Origin of the sequence: Roseimicrobium gellanilyticum (assembly GCF_003315205.1) — a bacterium.
Taxonomy (GTDB): Bacteria; Verrucomicrobiota; Verrucomicrobiia; order Verrucomicrobiales; family Verrucomicrobiaceae; genus Roseimicrobium; species Roseimicrobium gellanilyticum.
In genome coordinates this window covers 98,681-117,922 of sequence record NZ_QNRR01000013.1, presented here as the reverse complement: position 1 = coordinate 117,922, position 19,242 = coordinate 98,681, and the positions used below count along the sequence as shown (strand labels likewise).

The following is a 19,242-nucleotide window of genomic DNA, read 5'->3' as shown; positions in this document are numbered from 1 at the left end:
CCGGACCCTAAAGTGGCTCATGCTGCCCTCAGCGTGAATCCATTCCGCCGACGCCCGCGGCGTCCAAATCCGCGCCCTTCCCGAAATCTGCAGTTGCCCAAGTCCCTGCTTATGGGGTAGGGGATGAACCGCAGATGACACTGATTTCCCAGTGGATTCAGCTTCCCATCTGAGCCTCCGCGACATCTGCGGTAGTCCCAAACTTAACGCTTGTTTCAATGGTTCCATGGGCGCAAATTCCTCATTTTAACCGCAGATGACTCAGATGATCGCAGATAATGTGGAGCTGACGCAGGTGGTGATTGGAGCCGCAATGAAGGTGCTCAACACCTTGCGTCCGGGACTGGACGAGAAGCTCTATGAGCGTGCGTTGGTGATTGAACTGGGCAAGCAAGGGGTGAAGTGCGACCAGCAAAAGAGCCACGATGTGTATTACGATGGCAAGCTCATTGGCACTCTCATTCCGGATCTCATTGTCGAGAATCGCCTGATCGTCGATCCCAAGGTCGTCACGGCTTTCAATGATTCTCACATCGCCCAGATGCTCGGCTATTTGAATATCACGGGACTGAAAACTGCCCTTCTTCTCAACTTCAAACACGCCAAACTCGGCATCCGGCGAGTGTCGAATTCTCGACCGACCGCAGATGACACAGAGAGCACGGATGAATTCTGATCCCATCTGCGTCCTCCGCGAAATCTGCGGTTCGCCCCAATTACTCTCGAAGGTCCTTCTGACCGCAGATGACGCAGAGAGCACAGATGAGTTCTGAACCATCTGAGTCCTCCGTGAAATCTGCGGTTGGCTCCAAGCGCTTCGAAGATCCTTCTGACCGCAGATGACACAGAGATCGCAGATGAATTCTGAACCATCTGAGTCCTCTGCGAAATCTGCGGTTGGCTCCAACTATCCTCGCAACGCCCCATCCGGCACAATCAGGAACCACACTTCGCCTTGGTAGGTCGCTGCTGGTTGATGGTTGAGAGTCGATGGTTGATGGCCTGAAGAAGCTTCCGACTGAGCTGGCACCTCAATCCGGAACGGGCGGACCCAGACGGGGCTGGGGGAGGTGTCGCGGGTGCGGACGGTTTGGAGATCGGCGGGGAGGGGGATGGTGGTGAAGCGAGGGCAGCCGGTCATGATGTCCCGCAGGTCGGTGAGGGGGAGGGTCCATTCGGCGGAGCCGAGGAGTTGGAGGCCGGCTGCTGGTTGATGGTTTTTGGTCGATGGTTGATAGCCTGAGACTGAGGGCTGCGGGAGGGAGGCGGTGGTGAGGAGTTCCTGGAGGGAGTCGGCGAGGGCCTGGCCGAAGGGGGAATGGGCGTTGCCGAGGTAGGTCTCGGAGGGAGAGCCGGGAGCAAGGGCAGGAGCAGGAGCAAGATGGTCGGGGGAAGGGGTCAGGGGGACGGGCTCGGTGCTTTCCTGGAGTCGACGCCGCAGGCTGGCGGCCATGGTGAGGTGGCGTTTCTGGGAGGGAAGAGTGGAAGTGGTGGAAGCTCGGGATGCAGTTGCGGGCGAGGACGAGGAGGAGTCACTGGCGAGGGCGATGGCCATGCGCAGGGAGGTGATGCGGTGGCCGGGGCGGGCGACCTCGAAGGGGAAGGCGCTGGGCAGCACCTCGTGCAGGGTGAAGATGGGTTGGCGGGTCACGGGGCCGCGCGACCAGAGGCCGGTGGCGGAGGTGTGCCAGGTGTCGCCATCCCAACGGCTTCCAAAATAGGTGCCGCGGGCCATGGCCTCGGGGGGGTGGTCCGGGTCGGGGTTGTAGTACGTGGTGAGCGTGGCCACGCCGATGCAGAGCTGGTCGCCATCGCGGCCGGTGGCTTGCGTGACGACGACGCCTGCGCCCGTGGACCCCAAGGGCAGGGAGGTCTCCACCCGCTCAATGCGTCCCAAGATGGCGATGAGGCGGGGTGTGGCGGCGTCTCGCTGGAGCGCGGCGGGATCGCCGGGTTGCATCTGCCCCTGCCCCTGTCCCTGCGGTGGCGCTGGAGAGGGGACATTCGCTCCCTCGTCCTCCGTGGGGTAGGTGGTGACGCTCACGATTTCCGGTCCGATGTAGGCGGAGGGATAGCTGGGGATGACGACGATGGGGTACTGCGGGTAGTAGGGGTAGACCGGGTAGTGAGGATGAGGATGATGCGGGTGCGGAACCGGATGCGGCAGTGGGACGGGCTTCACCGGCTTCGACGGAAGCACGACGCCGCGATTGCCGGTGACGACTGGAGGCGTGATGACGGGTTTCGTGGGCTTGATGACCGGGTAGGTCACGCCGGGGATGACGGGCTTGGTCCCTCCCGGCTTGATGACGGAGGTGGAGGGAATGGTGGTGGCCCGGTTACTCACGGCCGGCTGGGCCGGGGTGATGGTGACGGGCCTGGCGGGGATGGCCGTGGCGGGTCGCACTGGGGTGGGTGGCACGGGCTGGGCTGGCTGGACGCTGCGTCGGCCGGATTGCGCGAGGGCGGCGGTGGGGATTGCCAGCGTGGCGCCGAGCAGGAAGAGCAAGAGCAATAGCGCGGAAAGAGCAGTCGGCAGGGCACGGGTGGGATGGCGGTGCATGGGGGCCTCCTTGGTTCGGTGGTGCGCGGACTATCTTAGCGGAGTCGCGAGGGGATGGGAAGCGTCCGGTGCGACGGTGATCGGTAAGCGGTGCGACGGTGGGTGAACGCGGCGCTGCGGGCGGGTGGTGCGGTGCGATTTGGAATGGCCGCAAAAGAACGCAAAGAACACAAAGGGGGGTGGTCCTGGGTGTGAGTCGTGCGCGCGCGGGGGACAAGAGTGTCCCCGATCCTTGAGGGACAAGGCTTCTGGAGAAGCCTTGTACCGTGTTTTTGCGTTGCTTTGTCCTACTTCGCGGGACGGCTCTTCCGAGTGGCGCCTGTCGGGTGCTTTCCGGATGGGGCGAGCTGGGGACAAGAGTGTCCCCGAACCTTGAGGGGGCAAGGCTTCTGGAGAAACCTTCTACCGTGTTTTTGCGTCTTTTTGCGGCTATTCCTTGGCAGTTCCACGCCGCCTCCGCACGCAAAAGTAAGGAGGCCGACGCAGCAGCCCCCTACCGGTCTTTTTTGCGGTTAGTCTTGCACTGCCTCTTTGGTGAGGATACGCACCTGGAGCTCGAGTTCGTCATTCACGAGGTGTCCGGCGAGGCGTTGGAAAAATTTTCCGGAGCCGTAGAGGATGCCCCACTTCGTGCGGTCGATCGTGAAGGTGGTTTGCAGGGCGGCTTTGCCTTCATCGGTGAGGCCGGCGGCGGCTTCGACGGTGAGGGGGTGAGTGATGCCACGCAGGGTGAGCGCGCCGTGGAGTCGGAGATTGCGGCTGCCGGGGCAGTCGGCGCACACCTCAGTGCGCTCGATGGTGAAGCGGGCCTCGGGGAAACGCTCGACGTCGAAGAAGTCATCGCTCTCCAGGTGCGCGATGAGGACATCGTGGAGGTCGCTGCCGGCAAGGTCGCTGCAGGTGATGCGCTTCAGATCCAGCACGACTTCTCCGCGGGCGACGCTTCCATTTTCAAACACGACTTCTCCACTGCGGATGGCCACCTGACCCCAGTGCTTGTTGATGAGGTTGCGCCCCACCCAAACGACGCGGCTCTCCGTGAGGTCGAGGGCGTGGGTGCCGTTCCTGATGGCAGGAGGCGCGGCTGGGGGCAGGACATTCTCCAGGCGCAAGCCGTAAGCGACCCATGCTGCGAGGCCGCCGCGGAAGTCGAATACGTTGGTGAATCCAGCGCGCTCGAGTTTTTCCGCGGCGACTTGGGACTCAAGACTGCTCTCCGCGGCTCCGTACACGGCGATGGGCCGGTCTTTCGCCAGCTGTTGCTTCTCCAGCTCCGGGAGAAAGACCATTTCATACACACACTGATTCACCGCGCCGGGAAGGTGGCCTTCAGCGAAGTCCTCCGGCAGGCGCACATCGAGGAGGAGGAGGTTCGGGTGCTGCGTGCGGAGATCCTGCAGCACGGCGGGGGTGATGGTGGTGCTCATGGGAAGGGAGGGACAAGGGAAAGGGGATAAGGGACAAGAGGCGACTAGTACGAATACGCACCTGCCGTGGCGGTGAGAGGCGATTTGCAATGGTGGAGTTGTCGTTTGGAAAATGGAGCCGAACCCTTTTTTGCTTTCTGTCCCGTTTCGCGGGACGGTTATCTCAGATGACCTGTGCGTGAGAGGGATGGGGGTTCGTGAATTCCCCTGTTTGCGCTACTTTTTACTGGTGCGTGAGCGTAGGGTTTTGCATATCGTTTCCGCACGTACATGATTGGCATCGACCTTGGCACCACGAACAGCCTTGTGGCTGTGATGAAGGATGGCGTTCCCGTGACCCTGGCCAATGAGGCGGGGGAGGACCTGACGCCCTCCGCGGTGGCGGTGGCTGAGGATGGTGCGCTGCTGGTGGGCCGTGCGGCGAAGGATCGCCTCATCGTGGCGCCGGAATCGGGGCGTGCTTTTTTCAAAAGGGAGATGGGCACGGCGGCGAGTTATCGCTTTGGTGGGCGTCGCTGGACGCCGGTGGAGTGCAGTGCGGTGGTGCTGAAGGAGATGAAACGCATCGCCGAGCTGCGCTTGGGGAAGCCGGTGGAGAGCGCGGTGATCACGGTGCCGGCGTATTTCCATGACCAGCAGCGTCAGGCCACGGTGGAGGCGGCGAAGATTGCCGGGCTCAAAGTGGACCGCCTGGTGAATGAACCCACGGCGGCGGCGCTGGCCCATGGCTTCCGTGCGACCACGGAGCTGAATACGCTGATGGTCTTCGACCTTGGTGGCGGGACGTTCGACGTGACGGTGCTGGAGTGCTTCGAGGGGGTGGTGGAGGTGAAGTCCTCTGCCGGAGAGAGCCGTCTCGGTGGGGAAGATTACACGGACGCTTTTGCCGCGTGGATCCAGAATGAATTCCACTGGAAACCGAAGGAGGAGGAGAAACTCCGCTGGCGCGAGCAGGTGGAGATGCTGAAGCGCAAACTCACGAAGGAAGAGCATGCGACCTTTCCACTAGGTGACAAAGAGGCGCCTATCTCTCGTGATGATTTCCGCACGGCCACGGTGGAACTCACGGCGCGGCTGCGGCCGGTGGTGCGTCGTGCACTGCGCGATGCGAACCTGACGCCGCAGCATCTGGATGCGGTGTTGCTGGTGGGCGGTGCGAGCCGCATGCCGCTGGTGATTGATCAGTTGCGCGAGGATCTGAAGCTGCCGCCGAATACTTCGCTGGATCCGGATCGTGTGGTCGCGCTGGGTGCTGCGGTGCAGCAGGCACTGTGCGTGGGTGACGCTGCCGTGCGCGATCTCGTGCTGACCGATGTGTGCCCGCATAGCCTGGGTGTGGAAGTCACGAAGCCGCTGCTGCCAGGGCATATGGAGCCGGGTTATTTCTCGCCCATCCTGGACCGCAATACCACCGTGCCCGTGAGCCGCAGTGAGGTGTATCACACCCTGCATCCGGATCAGGATGAGGTGCTGCTGAAGATCTATCAGGGTGAGAGCCGCCTCACGAAGGATAATCAGCTCATCGGCCAGGTGCGTTTCCACGGCATGAAGAGTCGGCCGGGAGTGGCGCGCGCAGGTGAGTTTGAGGTGCGCTTCAGCTATGACATGAATGGCATCCTGGAGGTGGAGGTCACGATTCCTGCCACGGGACGCAAGCTCAATGAAGTCTTCGAACAGCGGCCCGGAACACTCAGCAAAGAGCAGATCGCGGAGGCCATCCGCCTGCTGCAGCCCCTGAAGGTGCATCCTCGTGAGGCACCGCCGAATCGTGCCCGCATCGAGCGTGCGAACCGTCTTTATGTGGAACTCAGCGGTGGCATGCGGGACCAACTCAGCTCGTTGATGGATCGGTTCGAAGCCGCGCTGCACACACAAGATGCCGCGAAGATCCATGAGGCTGGCGAAGACCTGGATGCCTTCATGCGACCATTCTTCCAGGAGGAGGAGTGATTGCAGAATGCCGCCCTATGTGGGTGTGTTATTCATCACCCCGGGGCCATATCTTTGCCCTTGGAATTTTGATCTGATTCCGCTTGGCTGGTGTCTGAGTTTCCTGACCTCGACTTGCTCTCTCAAGAAGCATGGAAGACCCCTGGCAGATACTGGTGCTGGACCGGCACACCGCGACCGAGCGGGATGTGAAGGCTGCTTATGCGCGGCTGCTGAAGGTCCATCGACCGGATAAGGATCCCGAGGGGTTTCGGCGGGTGAGGCTGGCGTATGAGCGGGCGCTGAATGGCATCCGAAAAGTGGATGGTATTCCTGAGGATGGCATGGAGACGCGGCGTGTGCATGGGGAGGCGGGGGAGTCGCTTCCCAAGGATTTGCCAGGTCCACGCATGCCGAAGCGCGTGGATCAGCAGACCAGTGTGGGATGGGATGCTGCGTTGCATCGCCTGCGTGAGGCGATTGAAGTGGATGGCCGGCACGAGAGCGTGCAGTCAGCCTGGCAGGCGTTTGTGCGGCAAAGTCGTGTGGACCGCATGCCCATGCATCAGGAGGCGGCGACCGTGTGGGAGGTCTTCGGGAAAGACGCAGCATGGTTTGCTGATTTTGTGACCTCCTCGTGGCTGGTGCGTTGCATGGAGCAGGGGCTGGCGGAGATCCCTTCGGCAATCATCGCGCATTGGGATGCTGAGGGAAATACGGCGCGCCTGATCGCGCTCGCGGAGGAGCTGGTGATGGAGATGCGCCAGGTGCCGTGGGAGGAGGCGTTGGGAGTGGTACAGCAGCTCGCACGCGCCGTGGTGTATTGGGATGCGCTGCTGGCGAAGGACATGGTGGATCTGGTTTGCGAACTCATCCCGAAGGCTGAAGCGAAGAAGCTGCGGGAGGAATTGAAGGATGACCTCGCACGAGGAAGAATTTTTCAAGACGTGCCGGAGGCGCACAAGCTCTTCTGGCGGCAGGTCATGCAGAAGACCGATGCCGCTGAGACGGTTGATTGGGATGGCCGCGCTGCGCAGGGGGCGCTGTCATGGGTGCGAGAGAATCGCGGCACCTCGTGGGATGGCTACGAAGTCATCCGCGCACTCGTGCCGGCGAGAGAAAGGGCGAAGCTGGACGCTGCCGCTCAAAGGCTCGCGAACCACGACAAGGTCGAGTGGTGGCCAGTCCTCTCTCCGTGGCTGGGAAAGCTGGCAGTGCTTAGCGTGCTGCTGCTGCTCAAAGCGTGCTCTAGCTGGTGGTAGTGCGACAGGCTCACTCCATCTCGATCATTGCCTTCACCACACCACTTTCTGGGCGCAGCCAGGCGTCGAACTGATCCGGCACGGAACTGAAACCAGTACGATGGGTGATCCATGGTGAGGTCTTGATGTGCCCATCGCGAATGAGCCCGAGGATGCGTGTGAAGTCCGTAGGCACCGCATTGCGTGTGGCCATGAGGGTAAGCTCACGACGATGGAAGAGTGGGTCAGGCAGCGTGACAGGTTCGGAGGTGATGCCCACATACACGAGGCGAGCGCCGAAAGCCCCATACTCGAAGCAGCGGCTCATGCTGCCGGGGTGACCGGTGGCATCAAAGATGACATCCGCGCCGCGACCACTATTGGCGCCGAAGAAGGCATCAGGCTCGACAAGCGCATGGGCATGGGCCGCATCGATGCCGTAGTTTGTTTGCAGGAAGGCTCGTCGTGCGGGGTTGGGTTCGATGACATGCAGCCTGGCGCCTGTGAGACGGACGAATTCGATGACGCTCAGACCGATGGGACCCGCACCCAACACGAGGACTGTCTCGTGTGATTGAGGAGCGCCACGATTCACCGCGTGGCAGCCGATGGCGAGTGTCTCCACGAGCGCGAGTTGATCAAAGGCGAGGTCGTTCGCGGGATGCAGCTTGTGCGCGGGTACCTTGATGAGCGGACGGAGGCCACCATCACAGTGCACGCCGAGTACTTGCAGTGTTTCGCAGCAATTGGTACGGCCAGCGAGGCAAGGAGCGCAGGCGCCGCAGTTGAGATAAGGTTCCACGGAGCAGCGATCGCCGGGGTGTACATGGGTCACCTCTTCGCCCACGGAGACGACTTCAACGCCGAGTTCGTGGCCGAGGATGCGCGGAAATTGGATGAACGGCATCTTGCCCAGATAACCACTCACATCCGTGCCGCAGACGCCAACGGCGTGCACACGGATGAGAGCTTCATTTGCCGAGGGTGAGGTCGGCTCCTCCTGCTCGATGAAGGCGAACTGGCGTGCGGAGGTGAGGGAGAGGGCGAGCATGGAATCGTGATGAGTGGTTAACGGCGATAATGGCACGAACAATCAAGCTGCCGCCGGCCAGAGGCCAGCGCTCCCAGGGCTCACTCCCGGAGGCGATACTCGATGGTCGGACCAAACGTGTTCGCGAGGTGATACGAGAATCGGGGATATGTTAAAAACTCGCATGCCCGCCGCCATCAATCGGCAGGATGACACCGGTCACATACTTGGCGGCTTCTGAGCAGAGATACACCACGGCCCAGCCCACGTCTTCGGGGGCGCCGAAGCCTTCGATTTGAATGCGGCCGCGAATCTTGCGCTCGCGCTCCGAGTCGGCGCTGACGGCACGGCGCAGCATGGGAGTATCAATCCAGCCGGGAGCCACGGCATTGATACGCACGCCTTTGGGAGCGAACTCGGCGGAAAGTGTGCGCACGAGCCCGATGACGCCGCTCTTTGCAGTCGCGTAGCCAGCGACCAGAGGCATGCCCATGTAGGCCGTCATGGAACTCACGAAGACGATGCTTCCTTTGCCACGCTCCAGCATACCGGGTGCGGTGGCACGCGTGAGGGCGAAGGCACCGGTGAGGTGGGTGTGCAGCACGCTGTTGAAATCCTCGTCCGTCATTTCCAGTGCGGGCTTCTTCACGTGGATGCCAGCGTTGTTCACCAGGATGTCCGGTGCTCCCACTTCCCTGGTCACGCGATCCACAAAGGGCGGCAGTGCAGCGCTATCAGTGACATCCACAGCCATCGGGATGACTTGCGGTCCAATCGCTGCCGCTGCTTGCTGAAGGAGCTCTTCACGGCGTCCGGTGATCACCACCTTTGCACCTGCCTGTGCGAGGCAGCGGGTGATGCCAAGACCGAGGCCGGTGCCACCACCCGTTACAATGGCGGTTTGATTTTCCAAGGAGAAAGGAAGCATGTCGCGATGTTGGGAGGTGCGGGGAGATGTGGCAAGGGGAATGCCGGGGCGTTGGAGCGGCCCGGTTCAGAATGGCTGGGCATGCAGATGCAAGCCATTGGCACGAACGAGGAGCGGAGCCACTGCCTTGGGAGTATTGATTGCCTCCGCGACCTCCAGCATCCAATCTGCTTCTCGGGCCAGCCAAGGATGCTCTTCCTCGTCCTCGCTAACTTGGAGAACCTGGTACAGGTAGCTGGCCACTACCTGCTCGGTGGCAGACCATAGATTGCTGATGGAGTCCCGGTTCATCTCGAAGGAGAGTTTGAGGGCGTCCACTGCGGCTGCCTGGGAGTACAGAGCGGTGAAGGCATAGGCCGGGTGATCCCCTTCAGACAGGTCTGGCATGCTCTCTTCAAGTTGACGTACCAGAGTTCGCGCCCATTCCGGGAGCCAGTCTGGTTTCTGCCCGGGAGTCGAGAGAAGCTCAACAGAGGATGAGCGCATGCTGGAGACTTCGTGTGTGGGGATTTCCACTCCAAGGCTGTCGAAATAGAGAAGTGTAGGACACTGGCGGACAAAGCAGGCCAGGCCGAAGCGCCATCTGTTCTCCTCACTCAGCGCAGCGACAAGGCGAGCTGGAATGGTGTTGGGTAATGCCATGAGATGTATGAAGGGATTTCGCCTGCGAGGTGGAGTATCATCAGTCTGCATAGCAAGTGACCGGTCGGCAAGCCGCGTGCCCTGTCGTTGCACTCTCAGCCCAAAGAAAAAGGCACCGGTTACCCGGTGCCTTTTTCACTGTGAATTGTTTTGTTGCTTACTGAGAGAGCTTACGGCTTCTCGCTGCTGGCGGTGATGGCCTCTGTGGGAGGAGGAGTTTCGCCGAGGCTGATGAACTTCAGCACCTTGGCGTCCTTCTCGTGCAGCACCTTCACGGTATCGCCTTCCTTCACGTCGCCACGCAGGAGATGCTCGGCGAGGGGGTCCTCGATGTGCTTCTCCACGGCGCGACGCATCGGACGGGCGCCATACTGCGGGTCGTAGCCTTCCGTCATCAGGAACTCGCGGGCGCTCTCTTCGAGAGTGAGCGTGATGCGCTTGTTCTTGAGGCGGGCCAGCACCTTGTTGACTTCGAGGTCCACGATGCGGGTAAGGTCTTCCTTCTCCAGCATGCGGAAGCACACGATGTCGTCCAGGCGGTTGATGAACTCAGGCTTGAAGAACTTCTTCGCGGCTTCCATCACCTTGGATTTCATCGAACCGTGGTCGGCCACGTCCTGCACCATGGCGCCGAATCCGAGGGATGTCTGGCGCTTGATGGTTTCGGCACCGACGTTCGAGGTCAGGATGACGATGGTGTTCCGGAAGTCGATCTTGCGGCCGAAGTTGTCCGTGATCTGGCCTTCCTCCAGGATCTGGAGGAGCAGGTGCATCACGTCCGGGTGCGCCTTTTCCACTTCGTCGAAGAGGACCACGCTGTACGGACGGCGGCGAACCGCCTCGGAGAGCTGACCGCCCTCTTCATAGCCCACGTATCCGGGAGGTGCGCCGATGAGGCGGCTCGCGGTGTGCTTCTCCATGTACTCGCTCATGTCGAGCTGGATGAGTGCTTCGGACGAACCGAACATGAACTCAGCCAGGTTCTTCGCGAGGAAGGTCTTGCCCACGCCGGTGGGGCCCAGGAAGATGAAGGAGCCAATCGGCCGCTTCGGATCCTTGAGGTCGGCACGGCTGCGGCGGAGGGCCTTGCTGATGGCAACCACGGCCTCGTCCTGGCCGATGATGCGCTTCTTCAGCTCGTCTTCCATCTTCAGCAGCTTCTCGGCCTCGGCCTGCTCCATGCGCTGGAGCGGGACGCCGGTCCACTTGCTGACCACGGCCATGATGTCCTCTTCGCTCACATCCACGGTGCGTTCCGTGCTGTTGGCGCGCCAGGCTTCCAGGACGTCGTCATATTTCTTCTTCGCGTTCTTTTCAGAGTCGCGCAGGGTGGCGGCTTTCTCGAAGTCCTGATCCTTGATAGCCACCTCCTTCTCGGCGCGGATCGCTTCGATCTCGGCCTCGATGGTCTTCAGCTCAGGCGGGCGCGTCATCGCGGAGATGCGGGCCTTGGCGCCAGCTTCGTCCATGATGTCGATCGCCTTGTCCGGCAGGAAACGGGAGGGCAGGTAGCGGCTGCTGAGATTCACCGCGGCTTCGAGGGACTTCGGTGCATAGCGGGCCTTGTGGTGGGACTCGTACTTGCCTTTCAGGCCATGAAGAATCTTGATGGCGTCCTCCACGCTGGGCTCGTCCACCTTCACCTGCTGGAAGCGGCGCTCGAGGGCGGCATCCTTCTCGATGTACTTGCGATACTCGTTCAGGGTGGTCGCGCCCACGCACTGCATCTCTCCGCGGGAGAGGGCGGGCTTCAGGATGTTGCTCGCGTCCATGGCACCTTCCGCACCGCCTGCACCCACGATGGTGTGCAGCTCGTCGAGGAAGAGGATCACATTCTTGGTGCGACGGATTTCGTCCATCACCGCCTTGATGCGTTCTTCGAACTGGCCGCGATACTTCGTACCGGCGACCATGAGGGCGAGGTCGAGTACAATGACCTTCTTGTCCCGGAGGATTTCCGGGATGTTCCCAGCGGCGATTTCCTGGGCGAGACCTTCCACAATGGCGGTCTTGCCCACACCGGCTTCACCGATGAGCACGGGATTGTTCTTCGTGCGGCGGCACAGGATCTGGATGACGCGCTCGATTTCGTTCGAGCGGCCGATGACCGGATCGAGTTCGCCTTTCTGGGCCAGTTCCGTGAGGTCGCGACCGAAGGCCTTGAGGGCCGGGGTCTTGCTTTCCTTCTTGGAGCCGCCGGAGGACGGTGCGCTTTCGCCGCCGCCGCCACCTTCTTCCTCTTCCTCCTCGCTGCCGCCGAGATTGGGGTCGAGTTCCTTGAGGATTTCGTTGCGGGCCTTTTCGAGATTCACGTCGAGCTGGCGCAGCACCTGGGCGGCCACACCTTCACCTTCGCGCAGCAGGCCGAGCAGCAAGTGCTCCGTGCCCACATAGGAGTGGTTCAGCGCCTTGGCCTCCTTGGAGGCGAGGGCGAGCACCTTCTTCACGCGCGGGGTGTAGGGGATGTTCCCGACCATCTTGGTGTCGGGTCCACCGCTGGTCTGCTGCTCCACCTGCAGGCGCACCGAGTCAAGGTCCACACCCAGCTTGGTGAGGACATTGACGGCCACGCCCTGGCCAAGTTTGATCAGACCAAGGAGGAGATGCTCGGTACCCACGTAGTTGTGGTTGAACCGATCCGCCTCCTTGCGGGCGAGTGCCAGCACCTGCTGGGCACGTGGGGTGAAATTATTCATCATCGGAGTCAGGGGATGGTGCGGACGGATCCGCACTTTGGTCATTATCAATAGATACGTTAAGAGGCTCAGGAACGGATTGCAAGACGCGCCGGGTGATTTCCGCCCGCCGTATGTCCCGGTCTTCTGGTGAAAGGTCACGGCCCGCCGCCAGCTGCAAATGCGCCGGCTGGATGGCCAGGAGAAGCATGTCCACCAAGCCGCGGTCGCAGCCGGTGACGAGGTCCATGTCCGCCCCGAGGCGCAGCATGGAGAGGTGGTTCAGTGCTTCCTTGGAATTCAGAATATGTGAAAAGCGCAGCGTGGCATAGGCGCGGCCCACTTGGTCGCGCAAATTGGTGGGGCTTTCGTGCAGGAGCTTGTCCCTCGCGCTCACCTCAGCCTGCACGATGTGCTCGGCCACGCCTTCGATGCGGTTGATAAGCTCCGCTTCAGTCTCGCCCAGAGTGTGCTGGTTGGAGACCTGGAAGAGATTTCCGAGGGCTTCGGTGCCCTCGCCGTACAGGCCGCGCACGGCCAGCCCGATCTTGCTCACCGCATTCATCACCTGCTTGATCTGCTCCGTGAGGACGAGAGCCGGCAGGTGCAGCATCACAGAGGCGCGCATGCCGGTGCCCACATTCGTGGGGCAGGCCGTCAGGTAGCCCAGCCGCTGGTCAAAGGCGTAGAGAAGGTGGGCCTCCAACTCGGTGTCCACGCGATTCACGATTTCATAGGCCGTGCGCAGGTCCAGCCCGGGGCGAATGCCCTGCATGCGGAAGTGGTCCTCCTCATTGATCATGATGGAGGTGCTCTGTTTCCGGTCGATGACCACCGCGCAACCGGTGGAGCGGGCGGCGTGCTCGCGGCTCACGAGGTGCCTCTCTACCAGGACCTGTTTCCGGGTCTTGGTGAGATTGGTGTACTCTTCGTTGAAGCCGTCTTTCATTTCCGGAAGCGTGGCCACTACGGGGCGCACTTCATTCATCAAATCCACCCGCTGCCGCTCCGAGGACCAGCCCGGGAAGGACCAGTTTCGCAGGTTGCGTGCCAGACGAATGCGGGAGGTCATCACCACGTCCGAGTGGGGACCGGTTCCCTGCATCCAGTCAGCGGGGTTTTTGAGGAGGGTGGAGAAGCGCATGGGCATCAATCTTGCTTACGATTAGGAAATCAAGAATGGCTTTGAGGTTCAAAGGAAATTGTGAAGATCTGGCGCAGCGAGGTCAATGATTCTGCTGGGAAATTGCGGGTCAGAAAAAGGCAGGGCCAAGCCACCCGCTGGCATGCCAGTTTGCGATTCCACTGGCATACCAGTCGGCCAGTATGAAACGCTATGTGCATCGGGGAGGAAAGACGGGAGTGGCGGCCTTTGAATCCGGGCCGAGATCCATCACGATCCGGTTCCAAGACGGCAGTACTTATCGCTATACCTATGCCAAGACTGGCGCCCAACACGTGGAAGCCATGAAAGAGCTGGCTACAGGGGGAAAGGGGCTTGCCACCTACATCAACCAGCGTGTGCGCGGTGACTATGCCGCCCGTCTGGTTTGAGATGAATTGGCTCATTCTGCGGCACGGATGGGCTGGATTGGCGCGAAGTGATTGGTGTCGACAAAAGGAGGCTTGTCCGGTAGAACGGCGGCTCGCAAGGAGCGCGGCGCTTCTGATTCGATGATCCCTGATTGCAGTCCGGCCACTCAAGTCTCCCATGAAATTCCACGCATGTCTCGCTGTCGCGTTTGCGCTCACCCTATGCAGCTGCTCTTCGCTGCCGGAGAGTACGGTGAGCATCGAACAATACAAGGCGTGGGAATACGGCCCGCCCCTCAAGGCGCGTCAGTTCCGCATCACCGCCCACCTGGAGAAGGAGAATGGCGAGCTGACCGAGTTCGGCACCGTGACTGCGAAGGCGGGGCGCGTTGTGGTGGTGAACGCCACGCGTGAGTTCATCTACCCCACGGAATTTGATCTCCCAGAGACTTTGAGGCCGGAGGAGGGGCAGGGCGATGGCAGCAAGAGCGGTGCTTTTCCAGTGACACCCTCCACACCCAAGGCGTTTGCCACGCGTGATATTGGTGACGTGCTGAAAATTTCCGCCAAGCCCAAAGGCGCTTTCCTGGAGCTTCAGGGTTCCCTCTCGACCACCAGCGCCAGCCTCACCAGTCGCAGCAGGGCGGAAGCCGTTTCACCCATCAGTGACGCCAAGAAGCAGTGCATCCTCACCGATAACAAGGTGCTGCAGCCGGAGTTCAAGACCACGGAGAGCCTGATCTACTCCGCGGGCCTTCCCACCAGCGAGCACCGCATTGCGTTGCAAGATGGAAAGAGCACGCTGGTGGTGAAGTGCGAGGTGGTGAGGTAAACACGAAGAGTGCCGTGCTGAAAAGGCTGCTGGCTCTGGTGGGATGGAAAGCACCGCTATACCCGGCAGCAGTGATCCCCAGCACGCGCGGTTTGCAGAAGGAGGAGGAGGCGTTCATGAACGTGGAACTGTGCCGCGGGACGCCATTCTGGTCTGACGAAGGGTTTGATGAGATCGTCATGGGATGCTTGCGAGCTAAAAATGAACGGGTGGATGATCCTTTTTTGTACCGGTTGTACCTTCTGACGGGGAAACAGTATGAAGGTGTGGACTACCAGCGCTGTGAGGAATCTTGGAACTACCTCAAACAGCGTTGTCCAACCTGGCCTGGCTTCGATGCCTCGCGTCGCAATCCAGTGCGCGGACCGGAGATCATGGTCCAGATCGCGGAGACGCATGCGGAACTCTAAGGTCAGTTTCCAAAATTCCACCGGGCTTGATCCATCCTAGCTAAAATTGGAGCCAAGCTCAGGAATACGCCGAAGGCGTTGAACATTGTCTAGTCCAAGGTAAGCTGCGCCGCAAAGCGGCAAGCGCCACCTTGGGTTGCGACATAGAGATCCTCGAACGCTGGAAGCGTTCCACAGAAATGCGCTGCCGGGGGAGAAGGTGTCTTAACTGGCGTGGCAGCGTCTTTGTGAAACTCTTTCAGAGTTTCCATGGTTCTTCCACTCACCCAAGGTGGCGCCTGCTTCGCAGGCTGACCTTGGGCTAGACAATGTTCAACGCCTTCGGCGTAAAAGCACTGACAGTTCTCCCCAACAACGTCTGATGAATCTCGTCAGCCGTTCGAACTCCCGAAGTGCTTTTGAAACAACTCCGCACACTTCTTCAGCCCTTCATCAGTCAGCACCACGGACTTTGCCTCTCCCACAGGGTCATGGATCATTCCCTTCTTGTGCAATCGGTCGAGAGCATCCCAGTCGTGACCTTTCCAGGCGCGATCACCTTCATGCAAGGTGAGGTAGAGTAGAGCGAGCACCATCTCATCGATTTTGTTTTCGTCGTAGCCCATTTTATGCAGGGGATCGAGCGTAGCTCAAACTACCTTGTTTCATCAATCGGTGTCATTTCCAGTCTCCTCCTCCAGCATCCTCCTCACTGCGCCAATGGGCACGTCCACGAAGGAAGGGCGGTAACTGATTTCATACCCGATTTCGTAGACGGCTTTCTCAATCATGTACATGCGGAGCATGAGGCGTGTGTCCTTCTCTTCCGGAGGCAGGAAGGCAGCCCCTTCGGCAGTCTTGAAATAGCACCGGAGGAATTCATTGCTCACGTGCTTCACCCAGGTGCGTGCGTGAGACGCCAGGTAGCGGGCGTCGTCCTCGCGTTCCTGTTTTAGCGCGGTGGAGGCTGCGTAGTCAAAGGAGCGCAGCATGCCCGCCACATCACGTAGCGGTGAGCGCTTCAGGCGGCGCTCGCCCATCGAGAGGCTCGGCTCCCCTTCGAAGTCGATCACCACAAATTCCTTCCCGGTGTTGAGCACCTGGCCAAGATGGAAGTCGCCATGCGTGCGTGTCTTGAGTGCTGAGATCTTGTGCTCAAGGAATTGTGAAAGCGCATTCAGCAGGGTGTCCTTGGAGGCGAGGATGAATTGCACATCCTCACGCACATGTTCCGGCAATTCGTTGCCGCACATCTGCATCTTGCGCAGCACTCGTCCCGCCGCGCCGCGCATCGCCTGATAAAGCGAGCGCTGGTAGAGCATGCTGAAGGGCTCTGGAGCGAAATCTTCCGATGACTCACCCAAGGCCAGCAGCGCCAGATGCATGCGCGCGGTCATGGTGCCGAGCTGACCGGCGCGTCCGGGGAAGACGCCGCCTATCAAGTCATCCGTGGTGGCCTGGGAAGAGGTGGCCCTGGCTTCCAGCACGCGGTCGAAGTAGCGCATCACGGCATCAAGCGCGAAGGCCCAGCCGTCGCCTTGATTCTGGATGTAGTTGCCCAGCATGGCCACGGCGCCGCTGCTTCCATTCTCCTGAAGCTTCAGGGAGCCAAGGTAGGCAGGGACCTGCTCGAAGCCGGCCTCCTGCAGCTTCTGTGTCATCTCGAGGTCGGGATGAATGCCAGCCTCGTACTTCCGGAAGAATTTGAGGAACAGTTTCTCTCCGTATACGATGGAGGTGTTCGATTGCTCGATGCTCACCACGCGTGTGTGCGTGGTAGCCTCATCCAACATCGAAGCCACCGAGCCGGCGCTGGAGCCGACAATGCACACGTCCTCCTTCGGTTTGCCTCTGGTTCCTTTTGTGATGGCATTCAGAAGCGAGAGGCGATAGGACGCGAGGTGGAATGCATCTGCGAGCACTTCGCCGCTCTTGAATTTTGCCAGCACGGCAGCGGGAAGGTTGTCCAGCATCTGGCGTGCCTCCTCTCCTCCGGTGATGGAGAGAGGCATGAGGTAGCGCTCCGGCAGACCTTCTGTGTAGCTGACTTCCACCACCACCAGTCGAACCTCCGGCACGTCGGTCGGCACGAGGTGCACGACCTTCATCTCACGCACGACACGTCCCTTGCCACCGAACCAGCGGCACAAGGGCAGGAATCCTGGGAGAAGCTCGCGCTCGATCTCTTTTCTGAGCGAAGGTCCCCACTCAGGATCTTCTTCGAACTCCGGCGCGATCCATGAAGCCTCTCCGGCAATGGACGCCATGGATGGCTTTAGCGTGAACCACAGGCATCCATGTGGCCCTATCGTGAATGGCGTGGGTGTCTGGCGAATCTCCGGGAATCGTGTGTGACCGAACATTTCTTCCGGCACCAGGCCTGCATATGATGCGAGGTTGATCTCCACGTACTGCGTGAAGCGGGAGAGATTTGCCACGATCAGCACAATCTCGTCCTCGTGCCTGCGGGTGAACGCGAGGATCTTCGCATTGTCGGGATGCAGGAATTCCAGGTTGCCGTGGGAGAAGGCCCTGGACTGACGACGCACACCAAGCACGCGGCGCATCCACCAGAAAAGCGAGGAAAGATTTCCCTGCTGATTCTCCACGTTCACCGACTCGTAGTGATACTCGGGATCGATGATGACAGGCAGGAAGAGTTGCTGCGGATTGGCCTTGGAGAAGCCAGCATTGCGATCCGCGTTCCACTGCATCGGGGTGCGCACGCCATTGCGGTCGCCGAGGTAGAAGTTGTCTCCCATGCCGATTTCATCGCCGTAGTAAATCACCGGTGTGCCGGGGAGTGAGAGGAGCAGGGAGTTGATGAGTTCGATCTTGCGACGGTTGTTCCCCAGCAGTGGGGCGAGGCGACGACGGATGCCCAGGTTGATGCGGGCACGCGGATCCTTGGCGTACACACGGTACATGTAGTCGCGCTCTTCATCGGTCACCATCTCCAGGGTCAGTTCATCATGGTTGCGCAGGAAGATGGCCCACTGGCAGTTGTCCGGAATGGCCGGCGTCTGGTCCATGATGTCGATGATGGGGAAGCGATCCTCCATCTGCAGCGACATGAACATGCGCGGCATCAGCGGAAAGTGGAATTCCATGTGGCACTCGTCCCCCTTGCCGAAGTACGCCACCGCATCTTCCGGCCATTGATTCGCCTCCGCGAGCAACATGCGTCCGGGGAACTTGCCGTCCACATGCTGGCGCAGCTTGCGCAGGAAGGCATGCGTCTCGTCCAGATTCTCGCAGTTGGTGCCTTCGCGTTCGTAGAGGTAGGGAACCGCATCGAGGCGCACGCCATCCACTCCCATTTCGAGCCAGAAATCGATCACCTTGAAAAGCGCATCATGCACCGCCGGATTGTCGAAGTTCAGATCCGGCTGGTGCGAGTAGAAGCGGTGCCAGAAGTACTGCTTAGCCACCGAATCCCAGGTCCAGTTGGACGTTTCGAAATCCTTGAAGATGATGCGGGCCTCCTTGTATTTCCGCGGATCGTCGGACCATACGTAAAAATCCCGCTCGGGTGATCCGGCGGGCGCCTTGCGGGCACGCTGGAACCACACGTTCTGGTCAGAGGTGTGATTCAGCACCAGTTCGGTGATGATCTTCAGGTCTCGCTTGTGTGCCTCTTCCAGGAGTTGGTGGAAGTCTTCGAGTGTTCCGTAGGTGGGGTTGATGGCGAAGTAGTCAGAAATGTCATAGCCATCGTCCCTGAGTGGAGATGGGTAGAAAGGCAGCAGCCAGATCGCCGTCACACCCAAATCCGCCAGGTAGTCCAGTCTCGTGATGAGGCCGCGGAAATCGCCAAGGCCGTCGCCATCACTGTCCTGGAAAGTCTTGACGTGGAGTTCGTAAATGACGGCGTCCTTGAACCAGAGGGGATCATTCATGTGAGCGGGTGGAAGGCGGTTGAGCGCGGAAAGGGGGTGTATCGCGATTAGGAGATGGGCAACGGCAGGCGGCACGCGTCTTCGTTGCGAGCAAGTCGAAGCGACTCCGAATGAAGGAAAGAATATCGAAACAGAACTCCCTGCAAGTGAAGCC

15 protein-coding genes are annotated in these 19,242 nt (G+C 60.5%); 6 read left to right on the top strand and 9 right to left on the bottom strand.

What is annotated here, in order from left to right:
- The first annotated feature begins 256 nt into the window (after positions 1-256).
- Positions 257-676: a GxxExxY protein gene (locus DES53_RS26795; RefSeq protein ID WP_211325708.1), complete on the top strand. Its 420-nt coding sequence runs from the start codon at positions 257-259 to the stop codon at positions 674-676.
- Positions 677-907: 231 nt separating this feature from the next.
- On the opposite strand, the gene DES53_RS26790 is transcribed toward DES53_RS26795, so the two are convergent.
- Positions 908-2,563, bottom strand: a complete 1,656-nt coding sequence (locus DES53_RS26790) for a hypothetical protein (protein WP_170157438.1) — start codon at positions 2,561-2,563, stop codon at positions 908-910.
- Between the two features lie 512 nt (positions 2,564-3,075).
- A complete protein-coding gene (locus tag DES53_RS26780) occupies positions 3,076-3,990 on the bottom strand; it encodes a YceI family protein (RefSeq protein ID WP_113961406.1) in 915 nt (304 codons plus the stop codon).
- 270 nt (positions 3,991-4,260) lie between these two features.
- Between DES53_RS26780 and DES53_RS26775 the strand changes: the two genes are divergently transcribed.
- Positions 4,261-5,940, top strand: coding sequence for an Hsp70 family protein (locus DES53_RS26775; protein ID WP_113961405.1), 1,680 nt, complete (start codon positions 4,261-4,263; stop codon positions 5,938-5,940).
- Between the two features lie 131 nt (positions 5,941-6,071).
- Entirely contained in the window at positions 6,072-7,181 is a 1,110-nt protein-coding gene (locus DES53_RS33245) for a J domain-containing protein (protein WP_170157429.1), read from the top strand.
- A gap of 10 nt (positions 7,182-7,191) precedes the next feature.
- On the opposite strand, the gene DES53_RS26765 is transcribed toward DES53_RS33245, so the two are convergent.
- From DES53_RS26765 to DES53_RS26745, 5 genes are all read right to left on the bottom strand, one after another.
- A complete protein-coding gene (locus tag DES53_RS26765) occupies positions 7,192-8,211 on the bottom strand; it encodes a zinc-binding alcohol dehydrogenase family protein (protein ID WP_113961404.1) in 1,020 nt (339 codons plus the stop codon).
- 151 nt (positions 8,212-8,362) lie between these two features.
- Positions 8,363-9,103 (bottom strand): SDR family NAD(P)-dependent oxidoreductase, encoded by a 741-nt coding sequence (locus DES53_RS26760; RefSeq protein ID WP_245958278.1) that lies wholly within the window; start codon positions 9,101-9,103, stop codon positions 8,363-8,365.
- Positions 9,104-9,184: 81 nt separating this feature from the next.
- Positions 9,185-9,760 carry a hypothetical protein gene (locus DES53_RS26755; protein WP_113961402.1) on the bottom strand — a complete coding sequence of 192 codons (576 nt, stop codon included), beginning with the start codon at positions 9,758-9,760 and terminating at the stop codon, positions 9,185-9,187.
- A 170-nt stretch (positions 9,761-9,930) separates the two neighbouring features.
- Complete coding sequence (locus tag DES53_RS26750) at positions 9,931-12,456, bottom strand: ATP-dependent Clp protease ATP-binding subunit (protein WP_113961491.1); 2,526 nt, start codon at positions 12,454-12,456, stop codon at positions 9,931-9,933.
- Positions 12,449-13,579 (bottom strand): protein arginine kinase, encoded by a 1,131-nt coding sequence (locus DES53_RS26745; protein ID WP_113961492.1) that lies wholly within the window; start codon positions 13,577-13,579, stop codon positions 12,449-12,451. Before DES53_RS26745 ends, DES53_RS26750 begins: the two co-directional genes overlap by 8 nt.
- A 182-nt stretch (positions 13,580-13,761) precedes the next feature.
- On the opposite strand from DES53_RS26745, the gene DES53_RS26740 reads away from it, so the two are divergent.
- The 3 genes from DES53_RS26740 (at position 13,762) to DES53_RS26730 (ending at position 15,210) form a co-directional block, all read left to right on the top strand.
- Positions 13,762-13,989 carry a hypothetical protein gene (locus DES53_RS26740; protein WP_113961401.1) on the top strand — a complete coding sequence of 76 codons (228 nt, stop codon included), beginning with the start codon at positions 13,762-13,764 and terminating at the stop codon, positions 13,987-13,989.
- A 157-nt stretch (positions 13,990-14,146) separates the two neighbouring features.
- The gene (locus DES53_RS26735) at positions 14,147-14,800 is read left to right on the top strand and encodes a hypothetical protein (RefSeq protein ID WP_113961400.1); all 654 of its coding nucleotides are present in this window, start codon (positions 14,147-14,149) and stop codon (positions 14,798-14,800) included.
- Positions 14,801-14,916: 116 nt separating this feature from the next.
- Entirely contained in the window at positions 14,917-15,210 is a 294-nt protein-coding gene (locus DES53_RS26730) for a hypothetical protein (protein ID WP_170157437.1), read from the top strand.
- 371 nt (positions 15,211-15,581) lie between these two features.
- Here the strand turns inward: DES53_RS26730 and DES53_RS26725 are convergent, their stop codons facing one another.
- Complete coding sequence (locus tag DES53_RS26725) at positions 15,582-15,815, bottom strand: DUF6429 family protein (protein WP_113961398.1); 234 nt, start codon at positions 15,813-15,815, stop codon at positions 15,582-15,584.
- 42 nt (positions 15,816-15,857) lie between these two features.
- Positions 15,858-19,088 (bottom strand): maltose alpha-D-glucosyltransferase, encoded by a 3,231-nt coding sequence (gene treS / locus DES53_RS26720; protein WP_113961397.1) that lies wholly within the window; start codon positions 19,086-19,088, stop codon positions 15,858-15,860.
- Between the last annotated feature and the right edge of the window lie 154 nt (positions 19,089-19,242).